General features: G+C 39.7%; 23 protein-coding genes and 2 pseudogenes. 13 read left to right on the top strand and 12 right to left on the bottom strand.

Annotation, left to right across the window (positions count from 1 at the left end; genetic code table 11):
• Positions 1-41: 41 nt before the first annotated feature.
• On the top strand, positions 42-2,675 hold the full coding sequence (locus tag AMD01_RS22970) for a tetratricopeptide repeat protein (RefSeq protein ID WP_053403780.1): 2,634 nt from the start codon (positions 42-44) through the stop codon (positions 2,673-2,675).
• A 12-nt stretch (positions 2,676-2,687) separates the two neighbouring features.
• The gene (locus AMD01_RS22965) at positions 2,688-5,204 is read left to right on the top strand and encodes a hypothetical protein (protein ID WP_053403779.1); all 2,517 of its coding nucleotides are present in this window, start codon (positions 2,688-2,690) and stop codon (positions 5,202-5,204) included.
• Positions 5,205-5,233: 29 nt separating this feature from the next.
• Here the strand turns inward: AMD01_RS22965 and pdxK are convergent, their stop codons facing one another.
• The 4 genes from pdxK to AMD01_RS22945 all read right to left on the bottom strand — a co-directional run bounded on the left by pdxK (position 5,234) and on the right by AMD01_RS22945 (position 9,287).
• Entirely contained in the window at positions 5,234-6,058 is an 825-nt protein-coding gene (pdxK, locus tag AMD01_RS22960) for a pyridoxine/pyridoxal/pyridoxamine kinase (RefSeq protein WP_053403778.1), read from the bottom strand.
• A 160-nt stretch (positions 6,059-6,218) separates the two neighbouring features.
• A complete protein-coding gene (ald, locus tag AMD01_RS22955) occupies positions 6,219-7,352 on the bottom strand; it encodes an alanine dehydrogenase (protein WP_053403777.1) in 1,134 nt (377 codons plus the stop codon).
• 120 nt (positions 7,353-7,472) lie between these two features.
• Positions 7,473-8,699 carry a PucR family transcriptional regulator gene (locus AMD01_RS22950; RefSeq protein WP_053403842.1) on the bottom strand — a complete coding sequence of 409 codons (1,227 nt, stop codon included), beginning with the start codon at positions 8,697-8,699 and terminating at the stop codon, positions 7,473-7,475.
• 264 nt (positions 8,700-8,963) lie between these two features.
• Positions 8,964-9,287: a YflT domain-containing protein gene (locus tag AMD01_RS22945; RefSeq protein WP_053403776.1), complete on the bottom strand. Its 324-nt coding sequence runs from the start codon at positions 9,285-9,287 to the stop codon at positions 8,964-8,966.
• A 307-nt stretch (positions 9,288-9,594) separates the two neighbouring features.
• Between AMD01_RS22945 and gndA the strand changes: the two genes are divergently transcribed.
• On the top strand, positions 9,595-11,007 hold the full coding sequence (gene gndA, locus AMD01_RS22940; protein ID WP_053403775.1) for an NADP-dependent phosphogluconate dehydrogenase: 1,413 nt from the start codon (positions 9,595-9,597) through the stop codon (positions 11,005-11,007).
• Between the two features lie 137 nt (positions 11,008-11,144).
• Here gndA and AMD01_RS24360 read toward each other — a convergent pair whose 3' ends face one another.
• Entirely contained in the window at positions 11,145-11,327 is a 183-nt protein-coding gene (locus AMD01_RS24360; RefSeq protein WP_157052834.1) for a hypothetical protein, read from the bottom strand.
• An 82-nt stretch (positions 11,328-11,409) separates the two neighbouring features.
• Here AMD01_RS24360 and AMD01_RS24840 point away from each other — a divergent pair.
• Positions 11,410-11,607, top strand: a pseudogene (locus tag AMD01_RS24840) (IS5/IS1182 family transposase); the annotation flags it as partial.
• Positions 11,608-11,781: 174 nt separating this feature from the next.
• Here the strand turns inward: AMD01_RS24840 and zwf are convergent.
• Positions 11,782-13,281 carry a glucose-6-phosphate dehydrogenase gene (zwf, locus tag AMD01_RS22935; RefSeq protein ID WP_053403774.1) on the bottom strand — a complete coding sequence of 500 codons (1,500 nt, stop codon included), beginning with the start codon at positions 13,279-13,281 and terminating at the stop codon, positions 11,782-11,784.
• A 363-nt stretch (positions 13,282-13,644) separates the two neighbouring features.
• On the opposite strand from zwf, the gene AMD01_RS22930 reads away from it, so the two are divergent.
• The 3 genes from AMD01_RS22930 (at position 13,645) to AMD01_RS22920 (ending at position 15,366) form a co-directional block, all read left to right on the top strand.
• Positions 13,645-14,322, top strand: coding sequence for a uracil-DNA glycosylase (locus tag AMD01_RS22930; protein WP_053403773.1), 678 nt, complete (start codon positions 13,645-13,647; stop codon positions 14,320-14,322).
• A gap of 334 nt (positions 14,323-14,656) precedes the next feature.
• Positions 14,657-14,956, top strand: a complete 300-nt coding sequence (locus AMD01_RS22925; protein WP_053403772.1) for a YwdI family protein — start codon at positions 14,657-14,659, stop codon at positions 14,954-14,956.
• A 38-nt stretch (positions 14,957-14,994) separates the two neighbouring features.
• A complete protein-coding gene (locus tag AMD01_RS22920; RefSeq protein ID WP_053403771.1) occupies positions 14,995-15,366 on the top strand; it encodes a DUF423 domain-containing protein in 372 nt (123 codons plus the stop codon).
• A gap of 39 nt (positions 15,367-15,405) precedes the next feature.
• Here AMD01_RS22920 and gerQ read toward each other — a convergent pair whose 3' ends face one another.
• From gerQ to hemQ, 3 genes are all read right to left on the bottom strand, one after another.
• The gene (gene gerQ / locus AMD01_RS22915; protein WP_053403770.1) at positions 15,406-15,894 is read right to left on the bottom strand and encodes a spore coat protein GerQ; all 489 of its coding nucleotides are present in this window, start codon (positions 15,892-15,894) and stop codon (positions 15,406-15,408) included.
• A gap of 29 nt (positions 15,895-15,923) precedes the next feature.
• The gene (locus AMD01_RS22910) at positions 15,924-16,346 is read right to left on the bottom strand and encodes a cell wall hydrolase (protein ID WP_053403769.1); all 423 of its coding nucleotides are present in this window, start codon (positions 16,344-16,346) and stop codon (positions 15,924-15,926) included.
• Between the two features lie 216 nt (positions 16,347-16,562).
• Positions 16,563-17,306 (bottom strand): hydrogen peroxide-dependent heme synthase, encoded by a 744-nt coding sequence (gene hemQ / locus AMD01_RS22905; protein ID WP_053403768.1) that lies wholly within the window; start codon positions 17,304-17,306, stop codon positions 16,563-16,565.
• 275 nt (positions 17,307-17,581) lie between these two features.
• On the opposite strand from hemQ, the gene pta reads away from it, so the two are divergent.
• Positions 17,582-18,553 (top strand): phosphate acetyltransferase, encoded by a 972-nt coding sequence (pta, locus tag AMD01_RS22900; protein ID WP_053403767.1) that lies wholly within the window; start codon positions 17,582-17,584, stop codon positions 18,551-18,553.
• 38 nt (positions 18,554-18,591) lie between these two features.
• Here the strand turns inward: pta and lipL are convergent, their stop codons facing one another.
• Both lipL and AMD01_RS22890 read right to left on the bottom strand, forming a co-directional pair.
• Entirely contained in the window at positions 18,592-19,443 is an 852-nt protein-coding gene (gene lipL / locus AMD01_RS22895; protein ID WP_053403766.1) for an octanoyl-[GcvH]:protein N-octanoyltransferase, read from the bottom strand.
• Positions 19,444-19,602: 159 nt separating this feature from the next.
• Positions 19,603-20,376: an RsfA family transcriptional regulator gene (locus AMD01_RS22890; protein ID WP_053403765.1), complete on the bottom strand. Its 774-nt coding sequence runs from the start codon at positions 20,374-20,376 to the stop codon at positions 19,603-19,605.
• 229 nt (positions 20,377-20,605) lie between these two features.
• On the opposite strand from AMD01_RS22890, the gene AMD01_RS22885 reads away from it, so the two are divergent.
• From AMD01_RS22885 to AMD01_RS22875, 3 genes are all read left to right on the top strand, one after another.
• Entirely contained in the window at positions 20,606-20,833 is a 228-nt protein-coding gene (locus AMD01_RS22885; RefSeq protein WP_053403764.1) for a YuzB family protein, read from the top strand.
• Between the two features lie 279 nt (positions 20,834-21,112).
• Positions 21,113-22,420 (top strand): HD domain-containing protein, encoded by a 1,308-nt coding sequence (locus AMD01_RS22880; protein WP_053403763.1) that lies wholly within the window; start codon positions 21,113-21,115, stop codon positions 22,418-22,420.
• 78 nt (positions 22,421-22,498) lie between these two features.
• Positions 22,499-23,008: a YwgA family protein gene (locus tag AMD01_RS22875; RefSeq protein WP_053403762.1), complete on the top strand. Its 510-nt coding sequence runs from the start codon at positions 22,499-22,501 to the stop codon at positions 23,006-23,008.
• Positions 23,009-23,027: 19 nt separating this feature from the next.
• Here the strand turns inward: AMD01_RS22875 and AMD01_RS22870 are convergent.
• Positions 23,028-23,216 (bottom strand): annotated as a pseudogene (locus AMD01_RS22870) (2-hydroxymuconate tautomerase); the annotation flags it as partial.
• A gap of 209 nt (positions 23,217-23,425) precedes the next feature.
• Between AMD01_RS22870 and AMD01_RS22865 the strand changes: the two are divergent.
• Both AMD01_RS22865 and AMD01_RS22860 read left to right on the top strand, forming a co-directional pair.
• The gene (locus AMD01_RS22865) at positions 23,426-24,085 is read left to right on the top strand and encodes a site-2 protease family protein (RefSeq protein ID WP_053403760.1); all 660 of its coding nucleotides are present in this window, start codon (positions 23,426-23,428) and stop codon (positions 24,083-24,085) included.
• 12 nt (positions 24,086-24,097) lie between these two features.
• Positions 24,098-24,607 (top strand): YwhD family protein, encoded by a 510-nt coding sequence (locus AMD01_RS22860; protein WP_053403759.1) that lies wholly within the window; start codon positions 24,098-24,100, stop codon positions 24,605-24,607.
• Positions 24,608-24,645 lie beyond the last annotated feature (38 nt).

The raw sequence follows: 24,645 nt of genomic DNA, 5'->3' as shown, positions 1-24,645 counted from the left end.
ATTTTTAAATTTGTATCTACGTAGGATAGGGGTAACTTGGTATGAACTTTCATCCAGAAGCTGGTCAAACCATTCGCTTATTTAAAAACACATACTCTTTTGCCAAACACCCTGCTGTTTTTGGAATGGATATGCCTTATGGCCAGGAAGGTCGCCAAGGAACTGTTTATCAACTCATAAATAGACAGATCTCAGGCCTGCAAAACAAAAAAGCGCTAAAGGTGTTTCGAGATCGATTTAAAAATAAACAGCAGAGTAACATTGCGAAACAAATTGCTTCATTTTCAACAATGTATGGCTTATCTGTATGTGAAAGACATGTGGTGACGAAGGAATGTCACGCTACATTGTTATCACACGAAGAAGACCTAGAGTTTTCACTCATCATGCCATGGATTGATGGTCCCACATGGTCAGATATTCTGCTGGATAATCAGATCCTTTCAGAGGAAACGTGTTTGCATATTTCATGTGCACTCGTATTTACCCTAAAAAGTATGGAAGAGAAAGGTCTCGCTCACTGTGATCTGTCTTCTAGTAATGTCCTCATTCCCTATTTATCACATGAACGATCTTCATCGTTTTCTCATATTGAATTAGTAGACATAGAAGAAATGTATGCTTCTCATTTATCAAAACCTAAAGCTCTTCCTGGAGGGTCATTGGGTTACGCTGCCGATTACATCAAAGAAGGAGTATGGTCTGAGAAGGCTGATCGATTTTCTGGCGCCATTCTTCTTGTCGAAATGCTAACTTGGTTCGATGAGAGTGTGCGAGAGTTAAAAGCAGACGACATTAGTTATTTTAATCCCGAAGAAATTCAGCAATTATCTCATAAATATGAAGTGGTGAAAGCAGCCGTACAGAATATGCTTGGAGATGCAGGAAACCGCCTTTTTGAACAGGTTTGGCGAAGTAACTCTCTAGAAGATTGTCCATCCTTCAAAGATTGGTGGGATATCTTCCCGGAGCATGCAAAGACGCATATTGAAACGAATTATGCGAACGTTGTCGCTCAAAAAAAGATGCCTGTTTCAATTCCATCTTTTAGTTTATCATCCATTTTAGCCATTTCAGCTTCATTTGAATTAATCGGAAAACGAAGAGCAGCTATTGCTGAGTATCAATATCTATTGGAGACGTTCCCTGAACAGCGCGCAATTGTGGAAGAAATTCACTTGCTGTTAAACGGGGAACCGTTAGCCTCTGTTCGACAGAGCTTTGAGTTAGATGATTATTTGGAAGCTGCTCCCCATTTTGAAAAGCTAGGTGAGCTTGAAAAGGCAATGCTTTTTTACGAACGTGCTTGCTCGTTACCATCTTCCGATGAGGTAACGAAAAATGAACTTCGAATAATTATCGATGAGCTAAAACAAAAAGTCGCACAGCAAAAGCAATCTTCAGATTATAAGCTGAACGAGCCGTTTGCTCCATCAGTTCAAACACCGCTCAGTACAGAAACAAACGCTAACCCATCTTCAAACCGTAAATTTTCTTTTATTTCATTGGCAAAAGTGAAATGGATTTTAATTGCAATCGGAATATTGTTTATCGCTTCGACTTCGACTTGGATATATCAGTACGTGGAAAATAAGAAGTGGGAAGAATCCATTCAAAAGGGTGCACAATCGTTTGATGATGGCAACCTTGAAGCAGCAAGAACTTACATACAAGCAGCAATCGAAAAGAAGCCTACGGAAGAACTATATGCAAAAATGGCGACCATTTTAATTAGCGAAGCCAAATACAACAACGCAGCCACTTATTTAAGCAACTTAGTTGCGCGTAATCAAATTTCGGAGAAAAATCAAGAAGCTTACTATTTAATAGGACGTGCGTACTTTTTAACTGATAACTATCAAGCAGCAAGTGCCTATTATGAAAAGGCAAAAGAGGGCAAAAAGAGTCAATACGAACAAGATGTTCTACGTGACCTTGCTGTGAGCTATGGAAAGATGGGGCAGTATGACAAGGCAAATAACATTGTCAATCGCTTGAATTCATCTAAACCCCCAGCCAAAGCGTTCAAATCGAACTTAAAAGGCGAATTGTATATGCTAAAAGGTCAATTGAACTTGGCAAAAGATTCTTTTCGTGAGGCAGTGAAGCTTGATCCTAAAAAAAATCGCTATGTTCAAAACCTAGCGAATACGTATATAGCTATTAATCAGACGAATCAAATTGACGATCAGACAAAAGAGTTTAACTATTCAGAGGCGATACGTTTGATGAGTAGCCTCGTTCAGAGTGAGGTAAGCAACGCTACTAGCTTGGCTTACCTTACACAGCTTGCTCAGTTGTATCAAGGGTTTGGATTATACTACAAGGCAAAAAATAACCCTCTTAGTCAAAAGCAGTTTGAGGCCGCAGTGGATTACTACAAGCAAGCTGATGCTTTAACGTTTAATCAAGATAACCTCGTAAACATGGCTTCTATTTACGATCAACTAAAGCAGTATGATCAATCAAGTAAAATTTATGATCGAATTTTGGTCGAAAATCCTAGTTATGGGCACGGCTATTATTTATATGGTGTTTCAAAGCTTTATCAAAAAAAGTATGAAGATGCCAAAGAGCTTCTAAAGAAATCAGTCCAGTTCAATACGGACCCAATTGAAATAACGGAGGCAAAAAAGAAGCTGACGGAGTTAAAGCAAAAGGGATACGGAACGTAAGGAGGGAGAAAGTTGAGCAAGGAAAAAGAACCTTCTAGCAGTAAAAAAAAGATGAAGATCGTTGTGTCAGGAGCTACAGCAGTGATGATTTTCTCGGCTGGTTTATCTCTCTATCATCATTGGGATCAACCAGCAGCAAGTAATCCAATTAGGTTAACCCACAGTAATAACGATATTTCTTCCGTTATAGCATCAAGTGGAAAGCGTAAAAGTCAGATTCGATTAAATACAGACAGCGATCAGCCTACACCTATCGAACAACCGAAGGACAGAAAGAAACAAAATTTTTCTCTAAAAAACAATATTGATAACAATGTGGTATACATTGTGGACTTATCAGAACCGGATAAAAACCAAACCGTGATGGGCCTAGTTGTAGATCCAGCTAAAAATGCACCACTGCCGGAAATTCCGAAAAAGGAAGTACCTCCAATTTTAAGCACGATCATATTGGATCAGGAGGATGACATTATCGTTCCTCCAAATGCAGATGATGAAAACGAAAATTCTGGTCTAGAACTTCCAGGAGAAGGAACAATCGAGGAAGGAAGTACAGGAGAAGATAACCCTGAAATTCCAACAAACCCTGAGGAACCAGAAATTCCAGGAGAGACAGGAGAACCGACTACTCCAAGTAACCCGAGTAATCCAGGCAATCCAAATGTTCCAACAGATCCTTTTCCAATTCCAAGTGAACCAGAGAAACCAACCTCTGGCTATAAAACGGTGGCATTAATCGTTCCAGAGAGCTTATATACACAAATTAAATATTATACCGCTGCTGATGATACGGCTAGTCTTCAAAATGCCGTGTATTATGGCGGGCAAGTGAAAAAGCAAGATGAAGATTATGCAAAAATCATTGATTTGATCGTTTCATCAGCTGTGAAATTGAAAGATCAAGCTGTTCAAGATCCGTCTAATGGATATACCTACTCCTCGTTGCAACTGATTAATTCATTGCAATTAGAAGATCAAAAAATTCAAGCGCTGCAGGCAGAAATAAGAAAAGAGCTGTATAAACAATTTTTAAATAATGAAATTCAGCTTTATGTAGCGAAATCTACTCCTGCGGTTTCAACAGCGGAAGTGTCGAATTCTGCCGATTCGAGCGAAGTAGCATCAGGTGTTACTGCTGAAAGTCCAGAAGTAGCAAATTCTTCTACCTCTTCTCAAGAGGATAAAGACATCGTATATTATGTCGGGAAGTACAATGAGATCACCGGTGAAAAAATTGAGAAGAGCGACTTCAAGGAAGCGGATAAGAAACTGCTAGAGAGTGCTAAGAAGGAAGCAGAAGTAGATGAGAACACTACAGAAGCGCTAAATAAATACCAAATGGATGCCCGATATTCACCAGAAGTTGCAGAGGAAGCGAAGCAACAGAAAGAAGAACTAGTGAAAAAACAAGTGAAGCCGCTAGAGGAAAGAAAGCCTGGTGATTACGAAGAAATTCCAACTGAAACAGCACTTGAAACGTTGACGAAACTAAAGGATAGTGGACAGTATGTTCAGGTGATTGAGCAAGGTGGTTCGTTAGTATCTAATCTAGATATTGCAACGGTTGTAAATGATGCAAGTAATCTCTTGATGCAACAAACAAACTCAATGGAAGATGAGTTAGATGCTTATACAAGTGCTACAAAGCAAAAGAAAATCGTCGCCCAGTATCAAACACTTGTAGAGGCACCAGGAGTTCCGGCTGAATATGCGAAGGCTTCTGAAGATCGTCTCTATCAGTACCGTCTTATGATTGAGGCGAGAGATACAGCTACAGACGATTTGGCAAAAGCCGTTATCCTAGCTTCAGAAGCAGCTACCAAAGAGAAAGCGATCAGTGAAGGGGCAAGAAGCCTACTAAATAAGCTATCAAGCGACCTTCTAGCTGCTGCAGTTGGATATTCACTAGATAAAGAAGAGCAAGCCTATGAAATTTTAAGTACACGTTCAGTGATTAACAGCGTGTATGCACAAACAGCAACGTCCAGAAAACAGGCCATCTCGTATAGCAAAACAGCAAACGACATGTGGCAAAAGCAAAATGCTAACGGAGCATTGCAATATGCGGGGGAATCAAATCGATTGTACCCAGAACGACATATGAATGATGATCTTCTCCATGAAATTTCAAATTCGCTGCTTGAAAAAGCATCAGGTCGTTCATTCCAAGAACAATTAAAGACGTACAACTTACTGGCTTCTGTTCCGGGACTACCTAACGATATTAATCAAGTAGTCATTACACGTAAAGAGGCAGTTGATCAATATATTCGTGGTAAAGATGAACAGAATTTAGAAAAAGCGGTCTATTATTTGGGTGAATCTTGGGAGAAAGAATGGACGAAAGACCTTGCGGCTGTATTGTTAGATACAAAATCAAACCAGCTGTTTACAGAAGCGAATGAAATGAGAGGCGTTGATTTTGCTTTGGCAGGTCGTTATTACAAAACGCTTGTAAATACTTCGGGTGTATCAGATGAAATTAAACAGGCTTCTAAACAAGCGATGGATGAATTAAAGGTAAACTAAAAGCAAGCCGAAACGGCTTGCTTTTTCATTTACATTGTTACGCCTTGTTTTTTATTGCGATAAGCCCCGTGATTTGTTGGTCCTACATATTGATTTAATGGGAACGAGTGACGGATCGCTTCCGTGATAAATTCCTTCGCTACATGAATTGCTTCACGAACAGTCTTTCCTTTTGCAAGTTCAGCTGTAATAGCAGCTGAATACGTACAACCAGCACCATGCGTATAAGTTGTTTCGATACGTTCTGATTCCAAAATTTCAAATTCCTTGCCATCATAAAGAAGATCGATTGCTTTTTCATGTGCAAGCTTATTTCCGCCTTTAATTAGCACATATTTAGCACCTAGGGCATGAATTTTCTTCGCTGCTTCTTTCATTTGATCAACCGTTGTAATGGCACCTAGTCCACTTAATTGACCTGCTTCAAAAAGATTCGGTGTCACCACTGTTGCACGAGGAACAAGAAGGTCACGAAGACTTTCCGCTGTTTCGGGATGAAGAACTTCATCTTCACCTTTACAAATCATAACAGGGTCAATGACCACGTTTTTAATGCTGTATTCGTCAATTGTTTTCGCTGTTAATTCAATGATATCAACCGCACCAAGCATGCCGGTTTTCATCGCTTGAATCCCTACACCTTTTACAATAGTTTTTAATTGTGGCTCAAGTGTTTTTGCATCTTGAGGGAAAACATCATGTGCCCAATTACGATCTGGGTCCATTGCTACAATGGTTGTTAATGCAGACATACCGTATACGCCTAGCTCTTGAAATGTTTTTAAATCAGCTTGAAGTCCTGCGCCACCGCTGCTATCGGAGCCTGCAACTGTTAGGGCTTTGTATACTGTCATAGAAAATCCTCCTACAATCCTTAATGTGGATTAATTCTGTGTGAACTATCTTACACTATTTATTGTATCGATAATAACAATTTTATTCAATTTACAAAATCGGGAATGCCAATATGAAAAAATGCTCCGTTTCTTCTAGAAGAAACGGAGCATTTGCTAATTATAGAGCTGTTAATTCTTTTTCTAATGCTTTTTCAACCGTTACGTATTCATAGCCAAGATCACGAGCAACAGCTTCGTAAGTGATTACGCCGTTTGCTACGTTTAAACCTAAGCGTAATGAAGGATTTCCAACAATCGCTTTGAGTACGCCTTTGTTTGCGATCTCCATAGCGTAAGGAACCGTTGCATTCGTCAGCGCAATTGTTGAAGTTCGAGGCACTGCACCCGGCATATTTGCTACTGCGTAGTGAACAACTCCGTGCTTCTCATAAGTAGGCTGATCATGTGTCGTAATGTGATCAACGGTTTCAACGATTCCACCTTGGTCAATTGCTACGTCTACGATTACAGAACCTGGCTTCATGGATTTAACCATTTCTTCCGTAACAAGCTTAGGCGCTTTCGCACCTGGGATTAAAACCGCACAGATTAAGAGATCCGCTTCTGCTACAGCATCTGCAATATTTAATGGATTTGAAACCAACGTTTTAATTTGATTACCGAAAATATCATCAATTTGACGTAAACGTTCTAAGCTTAAATCCACTAACGTCACATCTGCACCTAGTCCGATTGCAAGTTTTGCAGCATTTGTCCCTACAACACCACCACCAATGATGGTTACTTTACCACGACTTACTCCAGGAACGCCTGCTAATAAAATACCTTTACCGCCTTTTGGTTTTTCTAAGAATTGTGCGCCGATTTGAGCAGCCATACGTCCAGCTACTTCACTCATCGGTGTTAACAATGGAAGAGCACGTCCTACTTGAACCGTTTCGTAAGCGATCGCAGTTACCCCTTTTTCTGTTAGTGCACGAGCTAGGGCAGGTTCTGCTGCTAAGTGAAGGTACGTGAATAAAATTAAGCCCGGACGGAAGTAATCATATTCGCTTGCAAGAGGTTCTTTAACTTTCATGATCATCTCAGATTGTGCCCAAACGTCTGCTGCCAGAGACACAATCGTTGCCCCAGCTGATGTATAATCTTCGTTTGTGAATCCGCTGCCCATTCCTGCTTCAGATTGAACAAGCACGGTATGGCCATTATTGATTAATGCGTTAACTCCTGCTGGTGTAAGCGCAACGCGGTTTTCATTATTTTTAATCTCTGTAGGTACTCCAATAATCATGTTGTTTCTTCCTCCTTTAAAATCTCTTTAAAAGTTATTATCAGTATAAAATATTAACTGAATTTTTTCTTTATTGGGAAAGAAGAAAAATATAAACGCTTTTTGTGGATTTCTACAAACTCATAATTGGCCTTTTTCAATTTTGATATCGATGTATAACATTATCTTTTGGTTGTAATCTTTTAGATTAATGTCCCCGATTTCTGAAATCCGTTTTAAGCGATAGGAAAGGGTATTAACGTGTACGTTTAGAGCCTTTGCTGTCTCGTTAATATTCATGTCCTTATCAAGAAAGGTTTCAAATGACTCCACTAAATCACTATGATGCTTCTGGTCATAAATCTTTAGTTTTTCAAACGAACTGTTGCGGATATTATCTGCTTTTTTCTTTTCTAGAATAACGTCAAGGAACTGGTAAATACCCAAATGATGATAGCTATAAATGTGTGTGGTTTCATACGGAAACATCTTCTTGATTGTTAACACCTTAAGAGCCTCTTGATAGCTATTTTGAATATTTAAGCATGCTTCGTAAATGTTCCCAAACCCAGCAGAGATTTCGCGAATGCCAAACCGCTCCTTCATTTTTTCTGAGAAGCTGTTCACAAAGCTTGTAAGATCCTCGGAAGGTTGCGGAATAGAATCCAACGAAACAAGCAAAATTAAGTTATTGTAATCAATTGTATAGAGCTGCACCTTAAGGCGCTGTGTCGTTTGTAAAATATACGAAATTTGCTTCTCTGCTTCCTCACCAATTTCTTCAGCAAAGCGAAATACGGTAACGGAAAAGCTACTCGGTGGCGTGATTTGAAGCTGATGAAAGCTTTCTAACATTTCTTTTTCCGATTGAATATGCCCAGTTAGTAGCTTCCATAAAAACTCTTGTGAACGCTCTACCTTCTTGTACTTTCGAATTTGAAGCTGTAAAAGCTTATTTTTAACAGCCTCTGCTGCTTTTTTTAAGAGATCAAGCTCATCAGGAGATAATCGCTTGTTAATTTCAATAGCCCATATAAATCCTAATACTTCTTCATCTTTCCAAATGGAGATAGCAACACGATCACCTAACCCAATTTCATCAATAGTCCGAACTCGAACGGGTTGATTTGTTTGAAGAAGAGCAGGTATAATACCTTCCTTCCAGAGATTGTTAATGACTTTTTCAGGGACTCTTCGTCCGATAATTGTTGCAACACGTGCTGCATCTGTTCGTTCATCATGAGTGCTATAAGCAATTAATCGATGGTTCGCATCTTCGATTGTAATTGGGCAGTGCAAAACCTCGCTAATACGATCAGCAAATTCTTCTAAGCTATCAAAATTTGCTTTAAATGGATCATGTTCTATTTTCCTCACGGGGCATCCCTCATTTTTAAAGTAAATATTTATTTTGTGTTCATTCTTGCTGCGTTTCGGGGTGCTTGGACAAATAATTCTAGTCTCTATTATAAAAGGGGGTTTGCTAATAGGGGGCAAAAGAGAGGATACGATCTTCACTTAAATTTTACAAAAAGATCTGGTCAAAAGAAAGCAAAAAAATCACCTTTTTATCGATCAACAGTCAAGATAAAAAGGTGATTTTATATTGGTTCGTTTTATCATTTAGAAAGCTCAGTCATCGCGCTTAGCAATTAACACAATTTTCCCAGCTTCTAGTTCATTCTCGTATCGAGCAGCTTCGTTTGGGCTGATTCCTAGAGACATGATTTTTGCCTCAATTTCTTCCCAGCGAGAACGAAAGACGTTTGATAGAGCCTCAAAAAATCCCTGTTCCTTCAGACCGACGCTCTGTGTGCTAGTTTCTTTCTTTAGATCCGTTGTTTCGTATTTATCATAAGCAAAAACATATATTTCAGATTGTGTGTATCCTTTGGCATTTAATTCGTGTACAGCTCTTTCTACCTTTTCACTATGATCAACAATCTTTACATCCATGGTAGTAGCCTCCTTAGAAAGTCACCCTTCCCTTGCAACGAGCTTGGGAAAGTGTGAGCAGCTTATTTATTCTCGAATGGAACAACAGATTTGAGGGGAATCTATTGATCAGTTGAGTCTAAATAAAATAAGTCTATACATGTATATAGCGCATTTTTTCAACGATTAAACCTCAGTTAGTAAAATTTCTCGTTTTTGGATCATGGAAGTTTTTCTCCACAGTACCTCTAACTTGAAATGCAAGAATTCTTTGTGTTATCTTCAAGCGAAGAAACAATTTATCCGACTAAAGAAGGGAAGAACACAGATGGCAAAACAACAAATTGGTGTTATCGGTTTAGCTGTAATGGGTAAAAACTTAGCTTTAAACATTGAAAGCAGAGGCTATTCTGTATCTGTATACAACCGCTCTTCTGATAAAACTGAAGAGTTCTTAAAGAATGAAGCAGAGGGTAAAAACTTCAAGGGTACATACAGCATTGAAGAATTTGTTCAATCATTAGAAGTTCCTCGCAAAATTCTTTTAATGGTAAAAGCAGGCCCTGCAACGGATGCAACGATCGAATCACTCAAACCATACCTTGATGAGGGGGACATTGTGATCGACGGGGGGAATACATTCTTCCAAGATACAATTCGCCGTAGTAAAGAACTTGCTGAAGCAGGTCTTAACTTCATTGGTACAGGGGTATCAGGCGGGGAAGAAGGAGCACTTAAAGGACCGTCTATTATGCCTGGTGGTCAAAAAGAAGCGTTTGAGCTTGTTCGCCCAATTTTAGAAGCTATTTCTGCAAAAGTAGATGGCGATGCTTGCTGCACATATATCGGACCAAATGGTGCTGGCCACTATGTAAAAATGGTTCACAATGGAATTGAATATGGTGACATGCAGTTAATTTCCGAGGCTTACTTCATTTTGAAAAATGTATTAGGGCTAGGGGCAGATGAACTGCACGAAGTGTTTGCTGAATGGAATAAAGGGGAGTTAGATAGCTACCTAATTGAAATTACAGCAGATATCTTTACGAAAAAAGACGATGAAACAGGCAAGCCACTTGTCGATGTTATTTTAGATACAGCAGGTCAAAAAGGTACGGGTAAATGGACGAGCCAAAGCTCCCTTGATTTAGGTGTACCATTACCAATTATTACAGAGTCTGTGTTTGCACGCTTTATTTCTGCGATGAAAGAAGAGCGCGTAAAAGCAAGTAAAGTCTTAAGCGGGCCAGAAGTGACTGCCTTTGAAGGCGATAAAAAAGAGCTAATTGAAGCAGTTCGTAAAGCCCTTTACATGAGTAAGATCTGCTCATATGCACAAGGCTTCGCGCAAATGAGAGCAGCATCTGAAGAGTACGATTGGAATCTTCGTTACGGAGACATTGCTATGATCTTCCGCGGTGGCTGTATCATTCGTGCACAGTTCCTACAAAAAATTAAAGAAGCATATGATCGTGACGGTGAGTTAGCAAACTTACTTCTAGATCCATACTTCAAGGAGATCGTAGAAGGGTATCAATCTGCACTTCGTGAAGTGCTAGCAGTTGCGATTAAGCAAGGTATTCCTGTACCAGCATTCTCAAGTGCATTAGCATACTACGATAGCTATCGTACAGAAACTCTACCAGCTAACCTTCTTCAAGCACAGCGTGACTACTTCGGTGCTCATACTTATCAACGTGTAGACAAAGAAGGAATTTTCCATACAGAGTGGATGAAATAAGAACGTAAAAAAAGGCAGCCACCGGTTGCCTTTTTTGTTATGCACGTATTAGTAGTAGTAAAGATAAGAAGTGAGCCATGTCCAAAATATCCCTATAAAAAAAGAAGCTCCTAAAATTGAGGCCCCTGAAAAAGTCCTTAGAGGGTTGCCTTTATAACGGAGTCGGTTGATTTCCACTCCAGGTTGCTTCGCTTTCCGCGGGGCGTGCGGTGAGCCTCCTCGTTGCTCTGCGGGGTCTCACCTGTCACGCTAATCCCGCAGGAGTCTCGCACCTTCCGTTCCAAACAACCTAGAGCGACTCCATCAGATAGAATGGCCAAGTTCCCATTTCGAAAGGAACTTGGCCGTTTTTTGCTTGATAATAAAAAAACTCCATTTATTCAAAAGGGTGCTTCCAATGATTCCGTTTCATTGGAGTCAACGGAACATACGGAACAAGCTCCTTTTCAAAGAAGAGCATACTTTAAGGAGAAATAAAAGGAACGGTCTAAAATTGAAGCGAAGAATAGCGAGTTCAAGTACAGAAACGGGTATGATGTAGCCACATTCTCGGGTCTCGTTGGCATGGAAGTGCAAGGGCCATTTTCACCATTAACCTAAAAAGAATGTGAAAGCTAATGAAGAAAAACAAGGTAAGAAGAATAAAGAAAAAGCTGGGTCCATTCCAGAGAACGGAATGGACCCAGCTTTTTTGTCTTACTTTCTGCTGATCATCTAAAAAGTCCGAAGTTTTTCAGTGACCGCACTGAAATTAAGAGCTTCTTTTCGCATCTATTATTCGGAATCACTGTCTGCTACAGGTTTTACGGACCACCAGTGGAAGCCATTTTCTGCTAACAGCTTGTCAGATTCTTTTGGACCCATTGATCCTGACTCATAGTTCGGGAAGTTTGTTGCTTTTTCTTTGCTCCATGCTTCGGAAATTGTATCAACAAATTTCCAAGATAGAGCTACTTCGTCCCAGTGAGTAAAGTTTGTTGCGTCACCAAGCATGCAGTCATAGATTAAGCGCTCGTATGCCTCTGGTGTGTTCATTTTATCACTAGAGTTGTTGTAGTCTAGCTTAACTGGCGTAGACGTCGCGCCGCCTGTTTCTTTTTTCGCATTTAGATGAAGCGTAATACCTTCATCTGGTTGAATGTGAATAACTAACAGGTTTGGCTGAAGATCTGCACTTTTGTCGCGATATAAGTTCATCGGAAGATCCTTGAACTGAACGACAACCTCTGTTGATTTTTCAGTCATACGTTTACCAGTACGGATGTAGAACGGAACACCAGCCCAGCGGAAGTTATCAATCATCAATTTACCTGCAACAAACGTTGCTGTATTTGATTCAGGATCTACCGCGTTTTCTTCGCGGTATCCAATTACTTCCTCACCGTCCATAACGCCTTTTCCGTATTGTCCGCGTACGAAGTAGTCGTTTACTTCTTCAGCCGTTACAGAACGTAAAGCACGAAGTACTTTTACTTTTTCGCTACGGATTTCATCCGGTGTCAACTTAATTGGTGGCTCCATCGCAAGAAGAGCTACGACCTGCATGATATGGTTTTGAACCATATCTAGAAGAGCACCTGATGACTCATAATAGCGACCGCGATCTTCTACTCCAAGTGTTTCACTAGACGTGATTTGGATATTTGAAATGTATTGATTATTCCACAGAGCCTCAAACATAGAGTTCGCAAAGCGAATAACTTCAATGTTTTGAACCATTTCTTTCCCAAGATAGTGGTCGATACGATAAATTTGATCTTCATCAAATGCATGACGAATTTGTTCATTTAACTCTTCTGCAGAGTCATAGTCATGACCGAATGGTTTTTCAATTACAAGACGGCTCCAGCCTTTTGTAGCTGTTAGTCCTTCTTGTTTTAAGTTAGAAGCGATTGGGCCAAAGAATTCAGGAGCCATCGCTAGATAGAAAATACGATTTCCAGGAACATTGTATTGCTCATCTAATTCACTTAACAGACCATTAAGATTTTGATAAGACTCAATATTTGTTACATCAAACGGTAGATAGTGGAAGTGAGAAGCGAATTTCTCTGCATCTTTACCGAAAGTTGGCAAGTTGCTGATTGATTTTTGAACGTTTCCACGGAATTCTTCGTTTGACCATTCTCTTCGTGCTACGCCGACAACGGCGAAGTCTTCAGAAATTTTGTTTTCTCTATATAGTCGAAAAATGGAAGGGAATAGTTTGCGTTTTGCTAAATCCCCCGTTGCTCCGAAAATGACAATAATTGATTTTGGTGTTTGTTGTGCCATTTGTTTTTAGGACCTCACTTTTATGTAGTAAAGATTATTGCCTGTTGTACAGATCGCTCTTATTAGAACGCAGTTTTCAAGCAATTCTTCAAATAGTATTCCAAATACCACTATAGTTTAACAATAATTTATGGGATCTGTCATAAATGAAGTTTGCAAAATTGACACATTTAACGTAAACGTGAACCTTGAAAGGGTTTACGTCGTTGATATATAAGGATTTATTTTTTTAAAAATTTTTTCTCTGAAAATTTTGTGTAGAGGGACAAAAAGAAGGGAAGTGGCTAAAAAACAAGGGTGGGTTGATTGGTTTAATAAAAATGGGTACGCTACGAGTAAGAATTACATTCGAGGAGGAAGCAGATGTCAATTTTGAAAAATGATTGGGCTCCGTTATTAGAAGATGAATTTCAAAAGCCCTACTATCTAGAGTTACGAAAGTTTTTAGCAGAAGAATATCAAACAGAAACAATTTATCCAGATATGTACGATATTTTTAATGCTCTGCACTATACATCCTATGAGAATACAAAAGTAGTGATTTTAGGACAAGATCCTTATCACGGACCAAATCAGGCGCATGGACTAAGTTTCTCAGTTCAACCAGGCGTAAAAACACCGCCATCTTTAGCAAATATATACAAAGAGCTGCACAGTGAATTTGGGTATGAAATTCCTAATAACGGTTATTTGGTGAAATGGGCCAAACAAGGCGTCCTACTTCTTAATACGGTACTAACCGTACAGCGTGGTGAAGCAAATTCGCATAAAGGAAAAGGGTGGGAGACATTCACAAATCGTGTGATTGAACTTGTTTCTCAGAAGGAAGACCCAATTGTGTTTATGCTGTGGGGAAAGCATGCGCAAGAAAAGAAAGAGCTCATTCAGAGCAACAAGCACTTAATTTTAGAAAGTCCACATCCAAGCCCATTCTCTGCAAATCGAGGCTTCTTTGGAAATCAGCACTTCTTGAAGGCGAATGAGTTTTTAAAGGAGAACGACCGCGAACCAATTGACTGGCAGATTGAAAATATTCAGTAAGAAAACAGTAAAAAGGAGCAGTCAACTGCTCCTTTTTGTATGTAATGTTTATTTTCTCATTCGTTTAAAGACGAATAGTAACACAAGAACAATGACAATAATTAATAGGATTTTCATGGTAATCCTCCTTTTATGCTGATGGTTGAACTGATCTTATCTACGGTTTACCCAAATTATCAGGTGAATACTCACTTCTGTCCTTAATTAGTCATAAAGGCGGACACAATAGTGTCACTTTCTAAAAATGAGTGATAGATGGATTATCAAAATGTCTTTTGTTAAAATGAAGTTGCACTGTAAGATGATACGAAGCGGATCGATATGAGGTGAAAATATGAGTATCTCAATGTTTCAGTTAATAGAGCGAATGGAACAGGAAATAGGGAAGGCAAAGGCATATGCAAGCAGTGAGAGCAAGACGCGTGACTCGCTAATTGCGATTAAGACGCTTTGTGAGCTTGCGCTTGATGATGACACGTCTCCTCGTCATGCAAATTCAGCACCAGTAACTGCACCTGTCAATCCATCTCCTGCTATACAGCCGTCTCCAGCTACGTTTGTTCAGCAAAACCCAATTGCATCTCGTCCGATGAAAACAGACGAAGCAAACGGTGACAGCTTATTTGATTTTTAAGAAAATCTCATCGCAACTACAAAGAGGAGAGAAGATGAATGAAACTATTTCTAATTTTAGGAGCCATTAATGCGATGTTAGCCGTAGGACTTGGGGCTTTCGGTGCGCATGGGTTAGAAGGGAAAATTTCTGCGAAGTACTTAGAAGTTTGGAAAACCGGCGTTCAATATCAAATGTTTCACGCAATGGGGTTGTTTGTGATTGCATTTTTAGCATCCAAATTCCCTCAATCCTCACTGCTAACCGCAGCAGGTTGGACGATGTTTGGTGGGATTGTCTTATTTTCAGGAAGCCTGTACGTTTTAAGTACATCGGGTATTAAAGTTCTAGGAGCGATTACGCCTCTTGGCGGAGTAGCCTTCATTTTATCTTGGATTTTTATCGTGATTGTTGCGGCAAAATCATTGTAATAAAAAAGGTTGAGGAGCGAATGTCCTCAACCTTTTTTATTATCTCGGAGAATAATTGCTTAATGGTTGCTGTCCCTGCATGCCGAATGGATAATTGTATTGAATTGGTTCATTGAACTCGATGTAGTTTAAATACACCATTAGGAGAACGTAGCGTTTACCGGTTTGCGGGTCGCTTAGAATGATATGATCTCTTCCGGCTGCTTCAATAATTCCTTTGAAGACTTTTGCATTCCACTGGTTGTTATTTTCAAACGTCATATATACCGTTGCTTGTTTTCCCTTGTTAAGTCGCAGAATATTTTCAATATAGGATTCTTCGACAGGAAGCATGGTTGAATCCTGCGGCTTTCCACTGCCTCCAGAAGCAATAGGAGGAGGTGATTGAGGATTATAGCCACCTTGCTGTTGACCTTGAGGATACTGTGTGTAATAAGGTGGGTAGCCATAGTTCATGTATGGGTTTTGCGTATAGTTTCCTTGCCCTTGACCTTGCCCTTGATCGTTGCCTTGCTGTTGCTTTTTCATAAAATCCCTCCTTCAAGGAACGTAAAATATTAAAAAATCTGCGGACAATCAGATTGAGATGGTTGATAGAAACAATGCGATTTAAATCGTCCGGCGTTTGACTGGTCATACCATTGGCCTGGACAATTGCCCTGAGGCTTAAAGAACCATAGTGAACTGGAGGCTGGGTGATACTTTCCTCCCTTAATGACCTTTCTGGCAAGAGCAATTTCTGAACCGCGTGCTTTTTGATAAAAATAACCTTTTTGAGTGGCTTCAAAACCTCCAGGTCGCTGGTTGACCATTCGATCAATAGAATTTACGTCTTTGAAATCCAAACATTTAGCCGCCACGCGATTCACTCCAACATTTCCTACCATAAGCATGCCTAATCTTCCTTCACCTTCTGCTTCAGCCCGCATCAGTCTAGCCAAGAGCTTGACGTCTGCCTCGTTGTACGGAATTACAGCCATACTGTCACCTCACTTATTCACTAGTCTATAAATATGATTAATGGTTTTTAAGTATGCGTATATCTTCATGACGTGGCTCTAAATTTCGTTTCTGGTAAATAAGGAATAGCAGGTAAGGAGGAGGATAAAAAAGCGAATGAAACGTTGCTGTGGAATGATCACGAAAGAAAAGAGTGCATAGAAAAAAGCCCCTAATAAGGGGGCTTTTGAAGTTGCTTATACGTGAAGAAATTGTTCAATACGATCTTCAGCTAAAATGTTACCAACGAAGAAGCTACCGAACTCTCCGTAACGTGCACTTACTTCGTCAAAGCGCATTTCATACACTAACTTTTTAAATTGAAGGACATCATCTGCGAATAGTGTAACGCCCCACTCGTAATCATCAAAACCAACAGATCCTGTGATGATTTGTTTTACCTTACCTGCATATTGACGTCCAATCATGCCGTGGCTACGCATTAGATTGCGACGCTCTTCCATCGGAAGCATATACCAGTTATCGTCTCCTTGGCGACGTTTGTCCATTGGATAGAAGCAGACATACTTCGCTTGAGGAAGGGTTGGATATAGACGTGCACGTACATGCGGGTTTTCATAAGGATCTTCATCAGAAGGTAAGTAGTTACTTAGCTCGACAACAGATACATATGAATACATTGGAATCGTATATTCAGCAAGCGCTGTTTTATTGAACTCGTTCTCAATTTCATTTAGTTCTTCCATCGTTGGACGTAGCAACATAAGCATGAAATCTGCTTTTTGTCCTGTAATAGAATAGATAGCATGGCTACCTTGGCCATCTGTTTGAGTCTTGTTCCATTTTTCTACTAGCCCTAAAAATTCATGAATCGCTGCTTGACGCTCTTCCTCAGAAAGCTTCTTCCAAGCAGTCCAGTTTACTGATCTAAAATCATGAAGGCTATACCAGCCGTCTAGTGTTTGTGCTGCTTCTGCCATTCTAATTCCCTCCTAAATAAAACGATAAATACTATCTTTACTATATCATAGCTTATCCCTCTTTCTTAAATGAAAAACATTCTCATATGTGACTAAAAGGTGAAAAGTGGGTACATATTAAAAAAGCATCCGGGGAAGATATATTTTTGAAAATTCATAATTAATGAACTTGTTTATGAAAGCGCATCCCTTTTATGGCATCCCTTTTACAATGCGACGAAGTGAAGTATCCTAATAACAGACAAGTTTTTTTACATACCAAAGGAGGGCTTATTGTGAGTGATTTATTCGCAGGCTTAAAAAGTAAGATTTCCGGTAAGAACATCCGTATCGTATTTCCAGAAGGATTAGATGAGCGCATCATTGGGGCGGTAGGACGTCTTGCAAGTGAAGGCATTATGTCCCCAATCTTAGTTGGAGACAAAGCAGAAATTGAAGCAAAAGCAGCAAGCATGAATGTTAGTTTAACAAATGCTGAAATTCTTGATCCAAAATCATACCCAGAGTTTGAAGCAATGGTCGCTTCATTCGTTGAACGCCGTAAAGGAAAAGCAACAGAAGAAGATGCTCGTCGTATCTTACTTGATGAGAACTACTTCGGTACAATGCTTGTACACATGGGCAAAGCACACGGTCTTGTAAGTGGAGCTGCTCATTCAACAGCTGACACAGTTCGTCCAGCACTTCAAATTATCAAAACTCGCCAAGGAATTAAGAAAACTTCTGGTGTGTTCATCATGGTTCGTGGAGATGAAAAATATGTATTCGCTGACTGTGCGATTAACATTGCTCCAGATAGCCAAGATCTAGCTGAAATTGCCATTGAAAGTGCTCGTACAGCACAAATGTTTGATATCGATCCACGCGTTGCAATGCTAAGCTTCTCAACAAAAGGATCTGCTAAATCGCCTGAAACAGAAAAAGTAGCAAATGCGGTTGAAATTGCAAAAGAAATGGCACCAAGCTTAACGCTTGATGGCGAATTCCAATTTGACGCTGCTTTTGTTCCATCTGTAGCAGAGAAAAAAGCACCAGGTTCTGTAATCAAAGGTGATGCGAACGTATTCGTATTCCCAAGCCTTGAAGCAGGTAACATTGGGTACAAAATTGCACAACGCTTAGGTAACTTTGAAGCAGTAGGTCCAATCCTACAAGGCTTAAATATGCCTGTAAATGATCTTTCTCGTGGATGTAACGAAGAAGACGTATACAAACTTGCATTAATTACAGCTGCTCAAGCAGAATAATTCTATAAAAAAGCCGTTCGAATTCGAACGGCTTTTTCTTATGATTCATTTTCGACGGGCAAGAATTTTTCGTTTCGGTCAATCATTCGCTGTAAGTGATAATCAAATAAAACGGATTCCTCTTCTGATAAAGAAGCAGGTACTAATGATCCACCTAATTCTTTCAATGCCGTCAGTAAAGAGAGCATTAAAGATGAAACCGTTACTTCTTCTCCTAACAACTCCGTAAGAGATGCCATCGTTTCTGGTACGATAACAGGATAGGTGAACTTTGTTTCTGCCTCTTTAAGACCTTCTTCATAAAATTTCTGAATAAGCTTGGCCCTTTGTGCACCGTTTCCTGTCGCACAAAGATAGATTTGCACAGCAACTCCGCCTCGTATGCGACGCTGTGAAATGCCGGCAAATTTTTGGTCATTAATACTGAGGTCATAGCTTCCCGGACAGTAAGATCCAACAATCTCTTTTGCTTCGATTTTTACATTATAAGAAGCGAAAATGACCTGAATTAATTCCCACATAGCATCATAGCCACGGTTAATATCAATTCCTTTTTCAGTATCCCGGAAAATAAGCGAAACGTTCAGCACGCCTTCATCTAATACAACTGCTAGTCCCCCGGAATTACGGACAATTACACGATAGCCTTGTTCTTCTAGATAGCGAATGCCGTCCTCAAGATGGGGAAGACGGGTATCTTGAATACCTAATACGATCGTTTGATGATGAACCCATGAGCGCATTGTGGCAGGAGAATCTCCCGAACCAACAGATGTGCAAAGCGTATCGTCCATTGCAAAAGAATGAAGAGCATCAAACTGTGGTCCGAGACTCGATTGATCTATAATTCGCCATTTTGGCTGCGCTAGTAAGGATAGACTTGTACTCATGTATAAAACTCCCTCTTTTCATGACTTGCTTTTGAGTAGCAGTCATGGACTAAACCTTTGATATTATACCATAATATAGCGGAATGACTTTTAGACAAATACAAAAGGATCGTGCCTCTCATACTAAAAGAGAGGCACGATCCTTTCCGATCTTCAAACCTATTCAGCTAATTTTTCAAGGTTGCCATTTCGGTCCATTTTGAACTTTGTTGTCGCGCGGTCTTCTTCCTCAAACAGAACAAAATTACGGGCACGATTCATGATCTTCATTAATGTTTCGTAGTCTTCTTGAATAGTAGTTGTGTCTGCTTCGAGCTCTTCTACACGTTTTACTAGTTCTTTATTTTTCATACGAAGCTCTTCGTTCTCACGCATGAGCTGGTGATTTTGGTTTTTAAAGATCTCTGAATTTAAATTTTGAGACCGCATGGATTGTAAGAAAAGAATGACTTGATCCAAAGAGAGACCTGATGAAGGTTTACTGACAGTAGCTGTAGGCGCGACTGTGACAGCAGGTAGTTCCACTTTTGGAGCAATCTCTTCCTCCACATGGTCCTCAGCTGGTACTGGGAATGTTGCTGAGACGGTGGATTGAATCATTTCTTCTTCTAGACTATCTAAGTCATCAATGTGATCTAATTGATTTAGTAGCGAAACAGGAGGATTGTACAACAGCTTTTTCTTGCCGTTTGTCTGTCCTAATGCACGCATACGCTGTTTGCGTTGTTTCTTAGCTAGCTGTAGTGCTTTTTCGTACTGATGACGAACGACAGCGTTCCAACGGAATCCACAGGCAGCAGATGTGCGGTTAAGCTGGTCACCCACTTCCTCAAAAGCATTTAGCTGTGTACTTCCTTCTCGAACATGACGGAGAACGGTTTCAGCTAGTAATAAATCATTTTCTTCTGTCCATGCATCTTGTCTTTCTTTCATACTCTTCAACTCCCTACTATTTGTTGTTTCCTAATGTTAGTCAGTGTTTGGTACTATCAGCATGGACAATTCTGTTGCGGTTTATACCATTATTCTAGCAGTATGGTAATTTTTAAGATTATCCCAATAACATTCCTCTCAGTATAGGTTGCATTGAATTATAAATAACTGTAAAATACCCTTTAGGCCAAGCAGAATTATTCAGTCTGTAGCGAAAGGATTGTAAGAAATGGCAAATGAATTTCGTATTTGTGATGATTGTCAGGCAACGAATATTAAAACGTTAACGCCTCGACTTAAGAAGATAGATGAATGTGCCGAGATTAAAGTCGGCTGTCAGTCATATTGTGGACCAGGACGTAAAAAGTCATTTGCGTTCGTCAATAATCGTCCTGTTGCAGCACCAACAGAAGATGAATTGATTGAAAAAATTAATAAGAAATTGAATAAAAATTAAAAATCGCCTTTGTCTTGCACAGGGTGATTTTTTCATTCTTTTAACGATTGATGTAGGAGAAAACAGGGAAAATGTTGAATTATGTAACAGAGAACAAGTACCAAAAAACTCCTTTTACATCAACCGCTTAAAAAGCATATGGATGTATAGAGAAACGTACTTTGGAGCAGCGAAACTCTTAACAAAAGAGATGCTTATCACATCGAGGGCAAGGGCCCTACACTCACTTATGAAGTAGATTCAGATTAGATAAACAAGTGAAGACAGAGAGGTATATAGATGACCTATCCTAATGGAAAACTAAGTGAAGAAAAAGTATTTAAAGATCCTGTTCATCGCTATGTACATGTTCGGGACAAGCTTATTTGGGATTTAATTGGAACGTCCGAATTTCAACGTCTTCGTCGTATCCGCCAGTTAGGAACTACTTATTTAACGTTCCACGGGGCAGAGCACAGTCGATTTAATCACTCTCTAGGTGTCTATGAAATTATTCGTCGAATTATTGATGATGTCTTTAGAGAAAGAGAGCATTGGAATCAGGATGAGCGCTTATTGTGTTTATGTGCAGCGCTTTTACATGATTTAGGGCACGGACCTTTTTCACATTCGTTTGAAAAGGTATTTCACCTTGATCATGAAGATTTTACACAGGCTATTATTCTCGGAGATACTGAAGTGAACCATGTGCTACGTCGAATGGGTGATGATTTCCCCAAAAAAGTAGCAGAGGTTATTGCAAAAACGTATGAAAACAAGCTAGTCGTTAGTTTGATTTCAAGTCAAATTGATGCCGATCGAATGGATTACCTGCAGCGAGACGCCTACTACACAGGGGTAAGCTACGGGCACTTTGATATGGAGCGAATTCTGCGCGTCATGAGACCGAGGGAAGATCAAGTGGTCATTAAGCATAGCGGCATGCATGCGGTAGAGGACTACATTATGAGTCGCTACCAAATGTATTGGCAGATTTATTTCCACCCCGTTACAAGGAGTGCAGAAGTGATCCTCACAAAAATCTTGCATCGTGCGAAATATCTTCATCAAGAATATTACTCTTTCAAACAAGAACCTGTTCACTTTTATTCGTTGTTTGAAGAAGAGATTTCTCTGCGTGATTATTTGCGTCTAGACGAGTCAGTCATTATGTTTTATTTCCAAGCATGGCAGGATGAAGAGGATACGATTTTAGCAGAATTGTGTCGTCGTTTTTTAGACCGAAATCTATTTAAATACATTGAATTTAACCCGAATTCACAGATGAAGATGTGGATGGAGCTTACGCGTTTATTTGAAAAGGCAGGAATTGATCCCGATTATTATTTAGTCGTGGATTCATCTAGTGATCTTCCATACGATTTTTATCGTCCTGGCGAAGAAGAGGAGCGTCTTCCGATTCACTTGCTAATGCCAAACGGAGAACTGCGCGAGCTTTCAAGAGAATCTGAAATTGTAGAGTCGATCTCAGGGAAAAAGAGAACCGATCATAAATTGTATTTTCCACAAGATTTAATTCGTAATTTGCCAGATAGCTGCAAAGAAAAAGAAAAAATTCTTCAATTACTAGAGCAAGTAGACCATTAAGGGGTAGCTCGCTTTTTGTAAATATGAGACGGCTGATTGAAGAAAATAAGGTGTGTATGTATAGGAGTTGAAGGGGCTTTGTTAAATGAGCATGCAAAAATTATAAAAGCATTTTCTTCGGTAGGGGAGGTAGTCGGGAGAAAAAAGCTTCAGAAAATGATCTTTATTGCAAAAAAGCTGGAATTCCCGTTTTACGAGAAATATAACTTTCATTTTTTTGGACCTTATTCCGAGGAGTTAACCCTACGAGTAGAAGAGCTTTGCAATTTAGGATTTATTAATGAAGTAAAGGAAAAAAAGGGCGGATACATGCAGTATCGTTATGCATTAACGGACTCAGGTGAAGAGTTTTTAAGCCATTTTGAACTAGACCTTCCATGTTTAGGGGAATGCATGAGTGATATGAACGAACAGAACTCACGCTTTTTAGAGCTTGTATCGACGGTATTGTATTTTGAAAACTTATCGAAAGAAGAAGTGCAGGAAAAGGTGTTTACGTTAAAAAGTAAGCAACGTTATACAGTGGAAGAAGTCGAAAAAGCCTACGAGTATATTGAGGGATTAAAGCAACGAAAGCGAAATGATTAATCATTTCGCTTTCTCACTATTATTGATCACTTAAGCGTTTACCAGCTACTCCGTAGTGGTTTTTAGACATTTCTTCAATAAAAACCGTTACCTTTTCCTTGGATGCACCTGTTGTTTCTGACACTGCTTCTGTTACTTTTTCAACGAGCGCTCTTTTTTGATCCTCTGTACGACCTTCTAGCATTTTAACCGTTACATATGGCATCTTTTGTTCCTCCTTTAGAAAACGTTTTCGATACTAGTGTACTGCTTTTCAGGCTTATCGTGCAACTGTCTAGGATAGGAGTGACATCCATGCATATAGCGGTTCTAGTGAACAGAATAGGTCGATATAGTATACTGAAGATAATAGAACGCAAAGGCACTGCAGAATTGACTTCATGGCTTTGCGTAAAATAGACAAAAAGGAGAAACGGAGTGGAACAATTTTTAGCCTTTCCGATTGAACAAATTCCATTTGTAGTGATTTCGCTGTTGATCGCTTTCACGGTTCATGAATTTGCACACGCATACGTTGCGTATAAATTTGGCGATCCAACAGCCAAAAATCAAGGCAGATTGACGCTTTCCCCGTTGGCTCACCTGGATCCTTTGGGTACATTGTTTTTAATCATAGGAGGATTTGGTTGGGCACGACCAGTACCAGTGAATCGTTTTTATTTTAAACGCCCTAGACTTGCTGGAGTTCTTGTGTCGATTGCAGGCCCGATTAGTAACTTTATTCTAGCATTTATTGGGGTTGCTGTATGGTATATTTGTCTAAGATTAGGAGTAGACAGTGTCAGTCATGAGTTTGTATTTCGCTTCTTTAATATGTTCATGACCATCAATCTATTGCTGTTTCTCTTTAACTTACTGCCGTTTCCACCGCTAGATGGTTATCGAGTAATTGAAGATCTTGTGCCGAACCCTGTTCGAGCAAGAATGACACAATACGAACCATGGGGGATTTTCCTCTTTTTGGTCATCGTGATTACGCCACTCGATCAGTTTGTCATTAGTCCGATTTACAATGTCGGAATCCCATTTTTAGCAAATCTAATTGATATGATTTTACGACCGATTATTGGTTTTTAAGGAGGATGTAAGATGGAAGAACAACCTAAGAAAAAGAAACTAGGATTTAATATCATCAAAAATGACCCAACAGATGGCCACGGAGGCTTCGGTGTAGGGGCATTGAGCCTTGATAATATTTCACCTGTATTCGTCTGTCCAGAGGACGGAGAAGCATTTGTTGATATTGGCGCTATGCATGCAAGAAGCGCTGTTGAGCGAGGTATTAAGTTTTTACCGAATCGTGAAGATGCACCTGAAGGGAAACTTTATTGGCTCGTTTGGGTAACGATTGATCGTCGTGCAGAGGGACCTTATTACGCAGGTGCGACGGCATGTGAGATGACCGTTAATCGTGAAGCCCGTCGTGGGTATAAATCATTGCCAGAGCACGTAAACAAAATGGATAAATCAATGAAACGACATATCATGGTCGATCATATGGATGAAAAGTCTAAGCATCTGTTACGCGACTTCCTAAAATCTCATAATGAGGAGCTTTGGGAACGTTCAAGCGATGAATTAAAAGCAGGTTTAGAATAAAGCAAAACGCCGCTTGTCATTTTTGACAAGCGGCGTTT

The sequence above is a fragment of the Priestia koreensis genome (genome assembly GCF_001274935.1).
Classification (GTDB): domain Bacteria; phylum Bacillota; class Bacilli; order Bacillales; family Bacillaceae_H; genus Bacillus_AG; species Bacillus_AG koreensis.
Note: the sequence above shows the minus strand (reverse complement) of the source record. Positions and strands in the feature narration are given on the sequence as shown.